Annotated in this window: 8 protein-coding genes; 4 read left to right on the forward strand and 4 right to left on the reverse strand. The window is 50.9% G+C overall.

The window, feature by feature from the left end; all coding sequences use genetic code 11:
* Window positions 1-75 precede the first annotated feature (75 nt).
* Both B0I18_RS14265 and B0I18_RS14270 read left to right on the forward strand, forming a co-directional pair.
* On the forward strand, window positions 76-1,530 hold the full coding sequence (locus B0I18_RS14265; protein WP_106523402.1) for an exonuclease domain-containing protein: 1,455 nt from the start codon (window positions 76-78) through the stop codon (window positions 1,528-1,530).
* A gap of 1,439 nt (window positions 1,531-2,969) precedes the next feature.
* Complete coding sequence (locus B0I18_RS14270; protein WP_106523403.1) at window positions 2,970-8,918, forward strand: TonB-dependent receptor plug domain-containing protein; 5,949 nt, start codon at window positions 2,970-2,972, stop codon at window positions 8,916-8,918.
* Here B0I18_RS14270 and B0I18_RS14275 read toward each other — a convergent pair.
* Window positions 8,915-9,559 (reverse strand): START domain-containing protein, encoded by a 645-nt coding sequence (locus tag B0I18_RS14275; protein WP_106523404.1) that lies wholly within the window; start codon window positions 9,557-9,559, stop codon window positions 8,915-8,917. The genes B0I18_RS14270 and B0I18_RS14275 overlap by 4 nt on opposite strands.
* A gap of 125 nt (window positions 9,560-9,684) precedes the next feature.
* On the opposite strand from B0I18_RS14275, the gene B0I18_RS14280 reads away from it, so the two are divergent.
* Both B0I18_RS14280 and B0I18_RS14285 read left to right on the forward strand, forming a co-directional pair.
* A complete protein-coding gene (locus B0I18_RS14280) occupies window positions 9,685-10,806 on the forward strand; it encodes a vWA domain-containing protein (RefSeq protein WP_106523596.1) in 1,122 nt (373 codons plus the stop codon).
* Window positions 10,775-12,280, forward strand: coding sequence for a MoxR family ATPase (locus B0I18_RS14285; protein ID WP_245882100.1), 1,506 nt, complete (start codon window positions 10,775-10,777; stop codon window positions 12,278-12,280). The genes B0I18_RS14280 and B0I18_RS14285 overlap by 32 nt, the downstream gene beginning before the upstream one ends.
* Window positions 12,281-12,871: 591 nt before the next feature.
* Here B0I18_RS14285 and B0I18_RS14290 read toward each other — a convergent pair.
* The 3 genes from B0I18_RS14290 to B0I18_RS14300 form a co-directional block, all read right to left on the reverse strand.
* Window positions 12,872-13,648, reverse strand: coding sequence for a hypothetical protein (locus B0I18_RS14290; RefSeq protein WP_106523406.1), 777 nt, complete (start codon window positions 13,646-13,648; stop codon window positions 12,872-12,874).
* 79 nt (window positions 13,649-13,727) lie between these two features.
* Window positions 13,728-14,471, reverse strand: a complete 744-nt coding sequence (locus tag B0I18_RS14295) for a pseudouridine synthase (protein WP_219905982.1) — start codon at window positions 14,469-14,471, stop codon at window positions 13,728-13,730.
* 202 nt (window positions 14,472-14,673) lie between these two features.
* A complete protein-coding gene (locus B0I18_RS14300) occupies window positions 14,674-15,522 on the reverse strand; it encodes an oxidoreductase (RefSeq protein ID WP_106523407.1) in 849 nt (282 codons plus the stop codon).
* Between the last annotated feature and the right edge of the window lie 35 nt (window positions 15,523-15,557).

Raw genomic sequence — 15,557 nt, forward strand, 5'->3', positions numbered from 1 at the left:
TTCGCACATTGCGGAATAAAGATATACCCTATCCCGTTTTATACAAACCAATGCGGTAATACAGGAATGCAACCTATGAAAAACAAGACGCAATATGCGATCGTGGATATCGAAACAACAGGCGGTTATGCAGCGGGCAGCGGCATTACAGAGATCGCCATATTGATACACGATGGCGAACAGGTGCTGGAACGTTTCGAAACCCTGGTCGATCCACAGCGTTATATACCACCCGCTATCGAAATGCTGACGGGTATCAGCGAAGACATGGTAAGCGGCGCCCCGGTATTCGAAGATATTGCCGAACAGGTATACTACCTGCTGGCGGGACGGGTATTTGTAGCCCATAATGTCAACTTCGATTATTCCTTTATCAAACATCATCTCGAAGCCGCGGGGTACCAGTACGCCGCCCCCAAACTGTGTACTGTAAGGCTGAGCCGTAAGATAAAACCCGGCCTGCCCTCCTACAGCCTGGGCAACCTTTGCGATGCATTGGGCATACCCATCAGCAACAGGCACCGGGCCGGCGGCGATGCCGATGCAACGGCGATCCTCTTTACCCAACTGCATGCCTGGGACGAACAGGGACACATCGGCGACATGCTGAAGAAGACCTCGAAAGAACAGGCCCTGCCGCCCAACCTGCCCCGCGAAGATTTTGAAGCGCTGCCCTCCTGCCCCGGCGTGTATTACTTCCGCAATAAAGCCGGAAAAGTGATCTATGTAGGCAAAGCGACCAACCTGCGCAAACGGGTATCCTCGCACTTTACAGGGCATAACCCCAACCCGCAACGGCAAAACTTCCTGCGTAATATTTATTCGATCGACTTTGAACGCTGTGGTACCGAGCTGATGGCCCTGCTGCTGGAGACCACCGAGATAAAACGCCTGTGGCCCGAATACAACCGGGCCATGAAGCGCCAGGAGCCTAAATTTGCGCTCTATGCCTACGAAGACCTTAACGGTTATATGCGGTTGGCCGTGGGCAAATACAACAGCAGTATGCAGGGCATCCATGTGTTTAACCGCGAAAGCGATGCCCGCGATGTACTGCACCGGCTGGTACGCAATTTCGGTCTTTGCCCGGCGCTCAGTATGCTGGGACCCTGTACAGGCAACTGTTATACCCACGAGGACCAGGAATCGGAGAACACCTGTATGTCAGTACAACATCCTGATATATACAATACCCTGGTACAGGATGCGCTGCGGCATTATGAAAACAACCTACCCTCTTTTGCCCTGTTCGACAAAGGCCGCAAAGAGGAGGAGCAAAGCTGCATCTGGGTGGAGCAAGGACGGTTTTACGGAATGGGTTATATAGACCTTTATACCGATATACAAAACCCGGCAGACCTGAAGTCGCTGTTAACGCCTTACAGCGGCAATGCCTATATGCTGCAGCTGATCCATACTTATGCCGATAAGTATCCGGCAAAAGTAAAACGCTTCGATCAACTGCAACAGCCCCCTCTTCCGGAACAAGAAGCGCCTTTGCTGGGTGCTGCGTATGGAGCAATCGGATAGCCAGCTATTGAGAGAGTACGCGCAGCTTGTCCTTTTTACTTAGTCCTATGTCATCCTCCAATACGACCACGCTGACAAAGCCAGCTAATCGATGAGATCCTTCGCGAGGCTCAGGATGACGACAATCCTCTAATACAATCACCCCAATAAAGCCGGCTACTGAGGGAGTACGCGCAGCTTGTCCATTTTAGGTTAGTCCTATGTTATCCTGAGCCTAGCGAAGGATCTTAACAGCGGGAGTCGCCGATGCGATACAGGTTTAAGTTGTTCCCATTTATTACAGGCGAAACGTACATTAACCGGCAGGATAGGAATACTCCAATAGGGCCACTTTAATAAAGCCAGCTAATCGATGAGATCCTTCACTACGCACAGGACTACAGCGTTCGCTTTGATACCTGATACTTGATACTAAAAAAATGAGATCCTTCGCGGGGCTCAGGATGACAGCAATCCTCTAATACAATTACGCTAATAAAGCCAGCTTGTTGATGAGATCCTTCGCTAGGCTCAGGATGACGACAACCCTTTAATACAATTACATTAATAAAACCAGCTACTGAAGGAGTAGGCGCAGCTTGTCCATTCTAATTAGCTCTATGTCATCCTGAGCCTAGCGAAGGATCTTAACAGCGGGAGTCGCCGATGAAATGTAGGTTTAACTTTTCTCCTATTTATCGCAGGCCGGGTATGCTGCGCTCCCGATGACAGCAACCCTTCAATACAATTACGCTAATAAAGCCAGCTACTAAGGGAGTAGGCGCAGCTTATCTTTTTTAGGTTAGTCCTATGTCATCCTGAGCCCCGCGAAGGATCTTAACAGCGGGAGTCACCGACGCGACACTGGTTTAACTTCCCCCTATTTCTCGCAAGCGAAGCATACCTTACACAATAGGACAGCAACCCTCCAGTACAATCACTCCGACAAAGCCAGCTAATCGATGAGACCCTTCGCGCGGCTCCCGATGACAGCAATCCTTTAGTACAATTACATTAATAAAGCCAGATTGGGGGGATGAGATCCTTCGCTGTGCTCAGGATGACAACAATCCCCGGATACAATCACGTTAATAAAGCCAGCTTATCGATTAGACCCTTAGCTACGCCCAGGATGACAGCATTCGCTTTAATACTTGATACCTGATACTTGATACTAAAAATGAGATCCTTCGCTAGGCTCCCGATGACAGCACCCCCTTCACATCCCACATCTCACATCTCACATCTCACATCTCACATCTCACATCTCACATCTCAATACTCATATCCAATCTATAAAATTATTACTACACCCGGTACGAAATGGCAACAGAGTTGTCCGTATAGTAGAAGGGCTTTAACATTTTATTGCACAACCGGGATTTTGTTATTATTATTACCAAAATCCTGTATGGATGCAGGTTACAGCTATAGCCAGGACATTCTAAACCGACCGTTCTATGAAATTACGACTACTCCTGTTCGTACTTGTCTTTGTAAACATAATTACCGGAGCACAGGCGCAACACCCCACACTCGACAACAGCTACAAGTCCGCTTACTATTATCGCATCAATGACCAACAGGCCCTGCAACTCTTCAGGGAGACACCCGGCATCCCGGACAGCACTTTTTTCACCAACCTGGCCTATATAAAGCCCTACCTTAGCGATAGTTTACCGCTTGCTCCCGGCAATTACCTGAGTGTGGCATTCGATGGGAGCCACCTGATCTACGCTTATCAATGCATTACGCCCTGGCGGCTTTACCTGCTCCAAAACGGCAAAGACCTGGTGGTACAGCTATTGGACCAGCACAGCCATCAAGCGATAAGCGTAAATAAAGTGAGCCTGGATAAACAGCCTATTCCCTACGACCCGGTAACACAGAGTTATACCCTGCGCGGACGAAAAAAAGGAGGCACGCTCTTTGTAACCGATGGCAACCATACCTATTACTTCAGTACCCGCAACACAGGCCCGCAAAAGATTCCGGTACTCCGGCGGCTTGCAACGCGCCGGCCCTTCCGGTATTTCCATACCCTATTCCAGCTCTATAACCAAGGCCTCTGCGATGTATTCCATTCCATAAAATACGGATATCCTTATGGCGCCGTTGCCGCCACCCGTTACGATGCCAGGTATATTGCCAACAAGATAAGTTCCCCCAGGGCGCCCCGGCAATACAAAAGTTATTTTTACTTCAGCAAACCCAAGTACCGAGAGGGCGATACCATAAAATTCAAAGCCCACCTGCTGGACGTTGCGAGCCAGAAGTGGTACGACCAGCCGCTAAAAGTCTTTATCGGCGATACATACGGACCGGATAAAGAGGACGACACCTATCTCGGTACAGCTTATTCCAGGGGGAAAGGCGCCGGGTATAGCTTCCGGTTTGTGTTACACGACAGCATGGATATATCGCTTGACGATGATTACAACATCTACCTGGAACAACCTAAGGACTCTACCGTAATCGGCAAAGGCAAATTTACTTACGAAGATTATGAATTAAAAAAAGCGATGTTTGCACTCGACCTGAAAGAAGACGAGCAGATCAAGGGCAAACCCTTTTACGTAAACCTGACCGCTAAAGATGAGAATGGCCTGCCCATGCCGGATACCCGCGTGTCGGTAACCGTAAAAGCCCAACAGGTAAACCGCGTTAAACCCGACCGGCTTTTTGTGCCCGATACCCTGTGGACCTACAGCACGACCATTACCAAAGGCGAAGACAAGTTACAAATACCCGATTCCATTTTTCCTGATGCCGCAGTACGTTACCGGTTGATCGTAGTGATGCAGAACAGCGAAAACGAACGGACCGACCTGGACCGGAGCATAGACTTCAGCCGCCGCACCGACAACCTGAGCATCAAATTACAAACAGACAGCATCCTGGTGGACCAACCGGAAAAAACGGGCGAAAAAATACAGGTATATGCCGAAGACCGGTTTGGCTTCCGTATACTCGACACCTTCGTTAAAGCACCCTGTACCCTGCCCCTGAACAACAATGCCGCTAAATATACGGGTGAAACCAAAGACGACGACCAGGAGCTGGACCTTGGAAATGCGGAGGACCTGGTAGCTGTCTATTGCAGCAAAACCATTGATTCTACTTTTATATCGATAGCCAACCCAAGGCGATTGCCAGCTATCTATCATATATACAAAAACGCTAAAGAAGTGCAACGGGGCACCTGGAAAGACTTTCCGCTGCAGTTTGCATCGCGGGAGGACGTGCTCTACAGCGTAGTGCTGGAATACGTATGGGCAGGCGAAACAAAACGGCAGCGCTACCGGCCCTTATATCCGAAAGGGAAGGTGAAATTCGACATCAAACAACCGGCAGTAATAACACCCGGCAAAGAGACCGACATACAGGTAACCGCTACCGACCAGGAAAACAGGCCCATAGCGGGTTTGAACCTGCTGGCCTACAGTTATACCCGTAAGTTTGAAAACCAGGACGAAGACCGGGACAATTCTGTGAACGACGCTCCCAACCTGCCTTTGATCGGGCTAAAAAATCCGGCCTGGAAGTTGAACCAAACTTTTGAAGTAGACGAAAAAGACAAAGTTGTACAGCAACCTTTGGATTACGCGTTCTGGAATGAGCGGATGTTATTCGATACCAATTGGGCCTATCGTTTCCGCTACCCCGCCGCCGACTCCTTCGAGTATACGACCATGGTCATGCCCGATAGCATTACGCAGGTGGCGCCCGTGGTGGTGGAAGAAGGTAATATCCAGGAAGTATACTATGTGCTGATGGATGATGTACCCGTATATTTCGGTTTTACCGATTACAAAATGCCCTATAGTTTCCAGGTCGATACCAATTTCCACAATTTCAGGATCCGTACCCGTAACCGCCTGGTGATAATCGAGCACATTAAAGTAAAGCCCGGGCACAAAACCCTGTTTTCGGTAGACCAGGGCCAGCAAAACGGTTTGTTCCGCTCCATAAACTACCCCGATAGCCTCGACATTTATGAACGGTCGCGATTACTGCCCTATATCATGGCGCTGCAAATGGAGCCGGAACAATTAAAATATGCTTATATGGAAAGCGACAGGGTAATAGACCTGAGTACCATAGGCTGGCGTGACCAAAAGACCATAGGCCCGGTAACCCAGCGCTACTGGCGCTTCCGGGCCTACGGCAAGTTTGACCGGCTCTTTGAATACGAACCGCAGTACACCTATACCTTATCGGCCAGCCTGGTAAAAATGAAGAGCAACAGCCCCAATCAGCTGTTGCCCATAAGGCCGCAATCCGGCCTGCCCGGTATCAATGATGAAGTGCTGAGCCGCGACAAACTGGTTGCCCGTTTTGAATATGACCTGCTCCAGGCCCGCAAAAGCACCTCCATCGACATGCTGAACAAGACGGTAACCGGCCCTGCCAGCCTGGATCTCGACTTTGCCACAGATCTGAAATACAGGCCGGCCAATATCATATTGGGCAAACCCAACGATTTTAATTTTCTCCGCATCTATGGCGGCAACATAAGAGATTTAGATAAAATACCAGCCGGCCAGTATCAGTTGCTATTGGTCGACGAAAACAACCAGTATAAAAAAACGGGCCTTATCGAGGTCAAAGCCAACGGCAGGAACTTCTACAGGATTACGGAAAAAGACCTGGAAACATTGCCTGCCAACGATATCAGGGATCTTAATAAAGTGCTGAGCCGCTTGTACCGTAAATCCGCGGACGAACGCGACACGTTTATCAACCTGGTTATGAAAGCCTATACCAGCGCGACCTACAAGGGGGCCTCAGCCGCCTACTCCGGTACGGTATATGATGAACGCAAAGAGCCCGTACCGGGCGCTGCCATTAAAATAGCCGGTACTTCGATAGGAACGGTATCGGATGCAGATGGGGTTTTCGAGATTGATATCCCCGGTAATATAGAGCCCCTGTTGATCATTTCAGCTACCGGTTATGGCGGGCAGAAGGTAACAGCAAAACGCAATATGGCCATCTATTTGGAAGTGAGCAGTACCATGCTCAACGAGGTCGAGATCTCCGAGCCTTACGGGCCAGCGGTAACCAAAGAAAGATATGTGGGGGCAGCGGACATCATTACCTCTAAAGAAATTTCGCTGATGCCCGTTTCGGATATTACACGGGCGGTAGAAGGCCATGCAGCCGGCATACAGGTTACCAATGGCAGCAATGGCCAACAGATCGTCAGTATAAGAGGAACCGGATCGCTTGTCGGCGATACCCTGCCCCTGATCGTGATCAACGGTATGCCCTACAATGGCGCCCTGGCCACCTTAAACACTTCGAAGATCGCCTCGATCCAGGTACTCAAAGATGCAACAGCGACAAGCCTCTATGGTTCGCGGGGGGCAAATGGCGTAATCCTGATCCTTACCCGGGAAGGCGCCGAACTGCCCGAAGAGATCAGGGCCGGCCTGCAGGAACCCGCGCCACCCATGCCCGAAGAGCTGATGGTGAGCGGCATGCGCAACAATTTCAGGGACGATGCCTACTGGCTACCCGACCTGGTAACCGATAAAGAAGGTAAAGTCAATTTCCCGGTAAAATTCCCTGACGATATCACCAACTGGAAGACCATAATCGTAGGCACCGATGATAAAAATCATACCGGCATGGATTTCGGTAATATCAAATCGTACAAGCCCCTGGGTGCATCGCTTTACCTGCCGCGCTTCCTGCTCGATGGCGATACCGCAATGCTTATCGGCAAATCGGTAAATTATACCACCGATACCCTGCCCGTTACCACCAGCTTTTACCATAATGGTATACTTAACACCGAAAGCAAAACACAACTCGCAAAGTATTACAACGACACCCTCCCGGTAAGCGCTTCGGGCATGGATTCGCTTACGCTCAAATACCTGCTGACTAAAGCCGACGGATATTTCGACGGAGAAGAAAGAACGATACCGGTACAACGTATCGGCACCAGGATCGCCAGGGGCAGCTTTATGGCATTAGACATGCCCGATACCACGTTCTCCATCCCCGCAGGCAATGCCAAAGACACGCTGCACCTGGCCGCAACGGCTTCGCTTACCGATATCGTACTGCGGGAAATTACGGTATTGCGCGACTATGGCTACCTCTGCAACGAGCAAATGGCCTCGAAAGTTATCGCCATGCTCGACAAAGAAAAGATCAGCAATATCCTGCAACAGCCTATTGACGAGAAAGACCGGACATACGTACAGGGCCTGATCGATAAAATAATTAAAAATAAAAACCAGGAAGGGCTCTGGGGCTGGTGGGGCAATGCCTATACCAGTTCCTGGATATCGGCCCATGCGCTGGAAGCCCTGCTCAGGGCAAAACAGGCGGGCTACCGGGCTTACTTCAAAGAAGACCTGTTCGTAAGCCGCTACCTCAGCAATCTCGAAAGAGATACCACCCTGGTGGATATACCCGCCCTGAAGCTGCTGGCGATGAGCTCGGCCAAACCCGACTTTGAAAAATACATCGGCCGTATGGAACGCAATAAAAACCTGTCGCTGCAGGACCGTTTCGAACTGATCGCGCTGCGCCAGAAGCTGCACCTGCCCTATAACCTGGATCGCCTGACAAAAACAATGGACAGCGATATTTTTGGTAATATCTATTGGAAAGATACCAGCGCCCTGGTGTACCGGAATGAAGTATTGACTACGCTCAGTGCTTTAAAAGTACTGCGTAACGATACCACAGCCACGATCAACAAACAAAAGGTCGTGAACTGGATGCTGCAGCAACGCAGGCCCGGGGGATGGCGCAATACCTATGAAAGCGCACAGATCATCGACGAGCTGATCCACTTCCTGCCCCTGAACAACAAAGTGGCCATGAAGCCCAGGATGCAGTTCAGCGGGGGGATAGCACAACAGGTGGATACCTTTCCCTACCACCGGTCTCTGCCGCTTACTATAGCAACTACGGTACATAAAACAGGGGCAACACCGGTTTACTTTACCTGGTACTACAGCAAGTGGGATACCTCGGCGGCCGCTTCGGGCAATAACTTCAGGCTGCAATCCTGGTTCGAGAACCGGGGTAAACACACCGGTTATTTGCCCGCGGGCGAACCGGTAACGATGAAAGTAAGGGTAGAAGTCGTAAAAAATGCAGAGTATGTGATGCTGGAATTGCCCATACCCGCCGGCTGTTCTTATAAAGACAAAAAACAACCCGGTACCAATCACGAATTACACCGGGAATATTTTGAAGACAAAGTTTCTGTTTTCTGCGAAAGACTGCCCAAAGGCACCTATGAATTTGAGGTAACGCTGTTGCCCCGGTATGCAGGACATTATACCCTCAACCCGGCCAAGGCGGAACTGATGTATTTCCCGGTATTTTATGGCAGAGAGGGTCTTAAAAAAATAAATATCCGAAACAATGAAAATCCTTAGTCCGTTATAAACCCGAGCCGGGCATTTTGGTAAACAGGACGTTTAAGCATTTCCTTCATTTTGATAAAACTATCGATAGGCCCCTGCGACGAGAGCGCATTGACCGCCCAGGCCGGAATCATGCCGCCCGGGTCGACCTGGAGGCTATAGCTAACGCTTACCCTGTTCTTGTCCAGGATGCGGATCGTCCACAAACCGATCGAATGATTGACCCGTACAATACCTTTTTTGTCGGCCACCCAGCCGGGAATAGCCGGTGCATGAACGGTTACGGTGCCGGATTCCTTGTCCTGCGATACTTTTACATGCGCCACAAAATCGCGGTTTTCGAGCGGCCAGGGCAGGTTTACCTCTGAATAGTAGTACAATTCGGCCGGCGACACCTGTTTGAGGAGCACACAGGATTTGGTATGCGACACCCAGTCTTCAGCGGCAGGCACATCGAGCAGCAAGGTCACCAGGGCCGAGGCGGTTGTATTGAGTTCACATTCGACCCTCAGGGCCTTGACCTTGGAGCCGGTAACAGGCTGGGAATAAACCTTAATACCTTGTTTTTCAGTAAGAAATTTCCAGCCCGATTGGGCCAACGCCCCGGAAACAGGGCCGAATAACAGGAGCAGACAGAGGAGGGAGCGGTACATTTGCGCGACCGAAGTTAAGGCCCCGGCCCTAAATTACCATAGTATTATCTTTGATACCGCTATCAGCAGGTTTTATGAAAGGTTAACGCCCCGTTGCCGCAGATATGTCCTAATTTTAGGTGTTTATGGAACAAGCACACAGGAAAGGTTTCCTATTCAGCAAGTATACCGCCCCCGACATAGCCCCCTTCGACAAGCTTTTCGAGATCTTTACAGAACTGATCACCCATACCTCCGGCGACCTCGACGAAGCCCTGTCCTGGCTGCGCGAACTGGACCAGGAGTATGAACTGACCGACGAAAACTATACGATCGACGACTTTATCGAGGATCTGAAAAAGAAAGGATACATCCGCCAGGAAGTGAGCAACGATGGCTCCGACGGCGGTTTAAAAATTACAGCCAAAACCGAAAGGACGATCAGGCAGCAAGCCCTAAAACAGATCTTCGGCAACCTGGGCAAAAAAGGCGCAGGCAATCACAAAACCAAATACTCCGGCAGCGGTGATGAACATACCGGCGAATTCCGCGAGTACCGCTTCGGCGACGGGCTCGACCGCATCTCGCTTACCGAAAGCCTGAAGAATGCCCAGGTCAACAACGGCTCCGACGAATTCCGGCTCACCGAAAACGACCTGGTGGTGGAAGATGCACAGTTCAAAGCCCAGATGAGCACCGTACTGATGATCGATATCAGCCACAGCATGATCCTCTATGGCGAAGACCGCATTACACCGGCAAAAAAGGTAGCCATGGCCCTGGCCGAACTCATCACGACCCGTTATCCCAAGGACACGCTCGACATACTCGTGTTTGGCGACGACGCCTGGACCATCGCTATTAAAGACCTGCCCTACCTGCAAGTGGGCCCTTACCATACCAATACGGTAGCCGGTCTGCAACTGGCCATGGACCTGCTCCGCAGGAAACGCAATACCAACAAGCAGATCTTTATGATTACCGACGGCAAGCCCAGTTGTGTACGCGAACGCGACGGCAGTTATTATATGAACAGCGTGGGACTCGACCAGTATATCGTAGAGCAATGTTATACCATGGCGCAGCAGGCGCGGAAATTGCATATCCCGATCACTACCTTTATGATTGCCAACGACCCTTACCTGCAACGTTTCGTAAACCAGTTTACCGAAGCCAACCAGGGCAAAGCATTTTATACCGGGCTTAAAGGGCTCGGCGAAATGATCTTTGAAGATTATGAAACCAACAGAAAAAAACGAATCAAATAAGCAAAACAACCCGATGGATACTACGCAGATCAAAACTTTAGGCGCCTTAAAAAAGGCCGGATATAACAGTAAAAGCATTAAAGATGAACTCCGGGATAACCTCCGGCAAAGGATCAGCAAGGGAGAAACCGTGTTTGAAGGGATATGGGGGTTTGAAAATACCGTTATACCCGAACTCGAACGCGCCATCCTCTCCCGTCACAACATAAACCTGCTGGGGCTGCGCGGCCAGGCCAAAACCAGGCTTGCGCGCCTGATGGTGAACCTGCTGGACGAATGGATTCCCTGTATTGCCGGCTCCGAGATCAATGATGATCCTTTAAAGCCCATATCCCGCTTTGCCCGCGACCTGATTGCCGAGCAGGGCGACGATACGCCCATTAGCTGGCTGCACCGCGACGAGCGCTTTTACGAAAAGCTGGCCACGCCCGATGTTACCGTAGCCGACCTGATCGGCGATATCGACCCCATCAAGGCCGCCAATTTGAAACTCTCTTACGCCGACGACCGGGTAATCCACTTCGGTATGATACCCAGGGCCAATCGCTGCATCTTCGTGATCAACGAACTGCCCGACCTGCAGGCCCGCATACAGGTGGCCCTGTTCAACATCCTGCAGGAAGGCGACATCCAGATCCGTGGTTTTAAAGTACGTATGCCGCTGGACCTGCAGTTTATTTTTACCGCCAACCCCGAAGATTATACCAACCGCGGTAGTATCGTTACACCGCTTAAGGATCGTATCGGGTCGCAGATCCTGACCCACTACCCCGAAAATATACGTATTGCCCGTACCATTACCGAACAGGAAGCCCGCCTGGACGGCCGCCAGACCGAAGGCATCCATGTACCCTCGCTGGCCCAGGACCTGCTCGAACAGATCGGTTTCGAGGCGCGCAAAAGCGAGTTTGTAGACTACAAAAGCGGTGTGAGTGCCAGGATGAGCATTACCGCTTTTGAAAACCTGCTGAGCACCGCGGAAAGAAGGGCACTGCTGGCCGGTGATAAAACCACCACAGTAAGACTTTCAGACTTTATGGGCGTGATCCCGGCTATTACCGGTAAGATAGAATTGGTATATGAAGGCGAACAGGAAGGTGCCGCCGCAGTAGCCGAACACCTGCTGGGCAATGCCATCCGTACGCTGTTTGCCGAATATTTCCCCCGGATCGAAAAGCTGGAACGCCAGCGCGAAGTAAGCCCTTACCAGGAGCTTACCGACTGGTTTACCGAAAACGAGCTCGAACTGCTGGATGAAGCCACCGATAAGGCGTACCGCAAACAACTGGATAGCGTAGCACCCTTAAAAACCTTGCAGGGCCGCTACCAGCCGCAAGTTCCGGCTGCAGACAAGTACTTCCTGCTCGAGTTCCTACTCTGGGGCCTCTCCGAACACCAGAAGCTGGGCAAGAACCGCTTTACAGAAGGCTACCAGTTCCGCGACCCGCTGGGCGCTTATATCAGCAAACTCTAAGCAATTTTTCATATCCTATACAAAAGCCTGCCTCCTATACGGGGCAGGCTTTTGTCTGTCATCATATTAAGTATCAAGTAGCAAGTATCAAGTAGCAAGTAGCAAAAGGGCGATTGTCATCCTGAGCACAGCGAAGGATCTCATTGGTTAGCTGGCTTTAATAAAGGAACGTGCATCAAAGGGAGTCTGTCATCGGGAGCCCCGCGAAGGAGCTCATTTTTTTAGTATCAAGTATCAGGTATCAAGTATTAAAGTGAACGCTGTCATCCTGAGCCTAGCGAAGGAGCTCATCAACAAGCTGGCTTTGTCGGAGTGATTGTACTGGAGGGTTACTGTCCTGCTGAGCGTAGCATACCCAGCCGGTAATAAATAGGGGAAAGTTAACCAGTGTCGCATCGGCGACTCCCGCTGTTAAGATCCTTCGCGAGGCTCAGGATGACATAGGACTAATTAAAATGGACAAGCTGCACCTACTCCCTCAGTAGCTGGCTTTATCAGCGTGTGTTATAGAGAGCATAGCGAAGGAGCTTACCGGTTAGCTGGCTTCATCAGCGTATGTTATAGAGCGCACAGCGAAGAAGCTTACCGGGCTTACATCTTCTCGAAGTACTTACCGGTGAACTTATAACGGATGGTGTTTTTCGTAACCTGGCCGTCTTCATACACTACCGGCAAGGTAATGATCTGCTGCACGGGATCATAACGGATCAGCGCATCATAAAAATGTCCTGTGTCCTCTATGGTAAAAAAGTCATACTCAAAACCGATATCATGCTGTAAGCCGGTTTTGGTTTTAATCAGCCTGGCCTTATCATCCAGGCGATCTGTAGTGATCGCAAACACCTCCAGGTTCTGGGTGCGATCCTTATTGGAAAGCCGGCTATTGCTCAATGCAAGATAATAGGTCTGTTGCGCCGCTTTAACGGTAAACAAATGAGCATAATAACCACCGGGATCCTCATCGCCGAAGTCCTGTACAAAGGTCCGGATGCCTTTTGCCGTTTTGTACTGGAATACATTTTTATAGAAATGCATGGAGCCCCCGGTCCAGGTATCCCAGCTGTAAATACGCAAGCGGCCGTCCGCCGATGTTAAGACCCAGCAGACCTGGCTATCCACAAGGGTTTTAAAAGGATATCGAAAACTTTCCGGGTGTTTGGTAAACATCGCTTTCATCCGGTTGTTAAAAGCGGCCCGGTAGTAGTCCGCGGTATCCGTATTTTCATAAGCGCCATTCACGATCGACATAAAGATCTGCGTCAGCTCTTTTTCCTCTTTGGCCAGGGAATACCCTTTCTGCGCGCAGGAAGTACCTGGCAGGGCTTGTAGCAGCAGGAAGGCAAACAGGGGTAACAGGATACGGCGCATGGTCGGCGAATTAAAAAGGAAAGGTACGCAGTACTACCGGCTATAAATACAAACAGCCGGTATTCGCCGGCTGTTTGTATTAAAACGTTTCATTATCGCGCAGGTACCGCCATTTACCAGGCGGCAATTGTCCCAGCTGTACTTTGCCCATGCGAATCCTTTTCAGGCCTACCACGTGCAGGCCAACCAGTTCGCACATCCGCCTGATCTGGCGCTTCTTGCCCTGTTTCAGGATAAACCGCAACTGGTCTTCGTTCTGCCAGCTTACCCTGGCCGGTAATAACTTTTGCCCGTCCAGGCTGAGGCCATGGTTCAGCAGTTTCAGCCCGTTGTCGCTCAGGCGGCCGGTAACCCGCACCAGGTACTCCTTTTCGGTACTACTGGTTTCGCCGATCAGTTGTTTGGCAATACGTCCATCCTGTGTCAGTACCAGCAGGCCTACAGAGTCGATATCCAACCGGCCCGCAGGCGCCAGCCCATAGCGGTGTTGCTCCCGGAACCGTATATTACTTTTATCTTCCGACCACTGGTTAGCTGCTGTAATCAGCTCCACAGCCGCTTTATAGCCTTTTTCGGGCTGTGCGCTCACGTAACCCACCGGTTTGTGCAGCAGTATCGTTACCCGGTTGGATTGTTGTTGCTGTGCCTGGTTATTCAGGGTTATCTTATCGCTCTCCGTTACCTGCATGCCTTTCTCCCGCGTTACTTCCCCGTTTACCTTTACCCAGCCTTTCAAAATATAATCATCCGCCTCCCTTCGCGAGCAAAACCCGAGATGGGCCATACGTTTGGCCAGGCGCATACTGTCTTTCTCCATATTCATAAGCAACCGGTATAAGTAAGCCGGCTTCAAAGTTTAGCCGGTAAAATTACTGCAAAAAGCCGGAACTGTATGACAGTACACAGTAGTAGGGAAATAAAACGGCCGCTTCCACGCGGGAAACAGCCGCTATCTTATAGCTCTACCCGTTAAAAGTCGGGCACAGCACCGGAATCGCACCAGAGGTCGACCCGGACCGGTATACCTACCCCTGCACGTGATCAGTAGCTTTAATAACGGGTTCCCATGCCTTTGCTTCCTCCAGGATAGCAGCGGTCTTAGCCTGCAGCATGTTCCAGGCATCGGTTCCGACCGGCAGGTGTAGAGGCGGCTGCTCCATAGCGGCAAGCCGGATCAATACCGCGGCGAGTTTAACAGGATCGCCGGGCTGGTTACCGTGCAGACCGGCAACGGCTCCGCGGGTCTTGCCCACCGTAGCCCCGTAAGCCTCCAGCGCTGTTGCAGAAAAGCGGAAAGAATCGGCGGTTACGAAGTCTGTGCTGAACAGGCCAGGGGCAACGGCGGTAACCTTTATGCCCAATGGCGCCAGTTCCTGGGCCAGGCCTTCGGTAATACCTTCAACCGCATACTTGGTTGCGCCATACAGGCCAAGACCCGGCACTGTAGCGCCGTAGCCAAACAAAGAAGAGATATTGATAATATGGCCACCCTGTTGCGCCCGCATTACCGGCAATATCGCGCGGGTAAGGTTCAGCAGGCCAAACACATTGGTATCAAATTGCTGCCGCGCCTCCGCATCGGTAACCTCTTCGGTAGCGCCCAGTAGTCCGTAACCCGCATTATTGACCAATACATCGATGTGGCCAAAATGAGCCACAGCGGCCGCTACCCCTTGTTTTACCTCGTCTTCCCGGGTTACATCCAGGGTTACCACCATCAGGTCAGCCGGGTTGCCCAACTGCTCCTGCAGCCCGGTAGCATTGCTGCGTACGGTAGCCACTACGCGGTCGCCGGCTTCCAGGGCTGCTTTTACGATCTCTTTGCCGAATCCCCGGGATGCACCGGTAACCAGCCATACTTTTTGTTTTTTCATTTTAATTGTGTTGAGACGATTTCAAAAATGACCGA

Source organism: Taibaiella chishuiensis (genome assembly GCF_003014535.1).
In the GTDB taxonomy this organism is placed as follows: Bacteria; Bacteroidota; Bacteroidia; order Chitinophagales; family Chitinophagaceae; genus Taibaiella; species Taibaiella chishuiensis.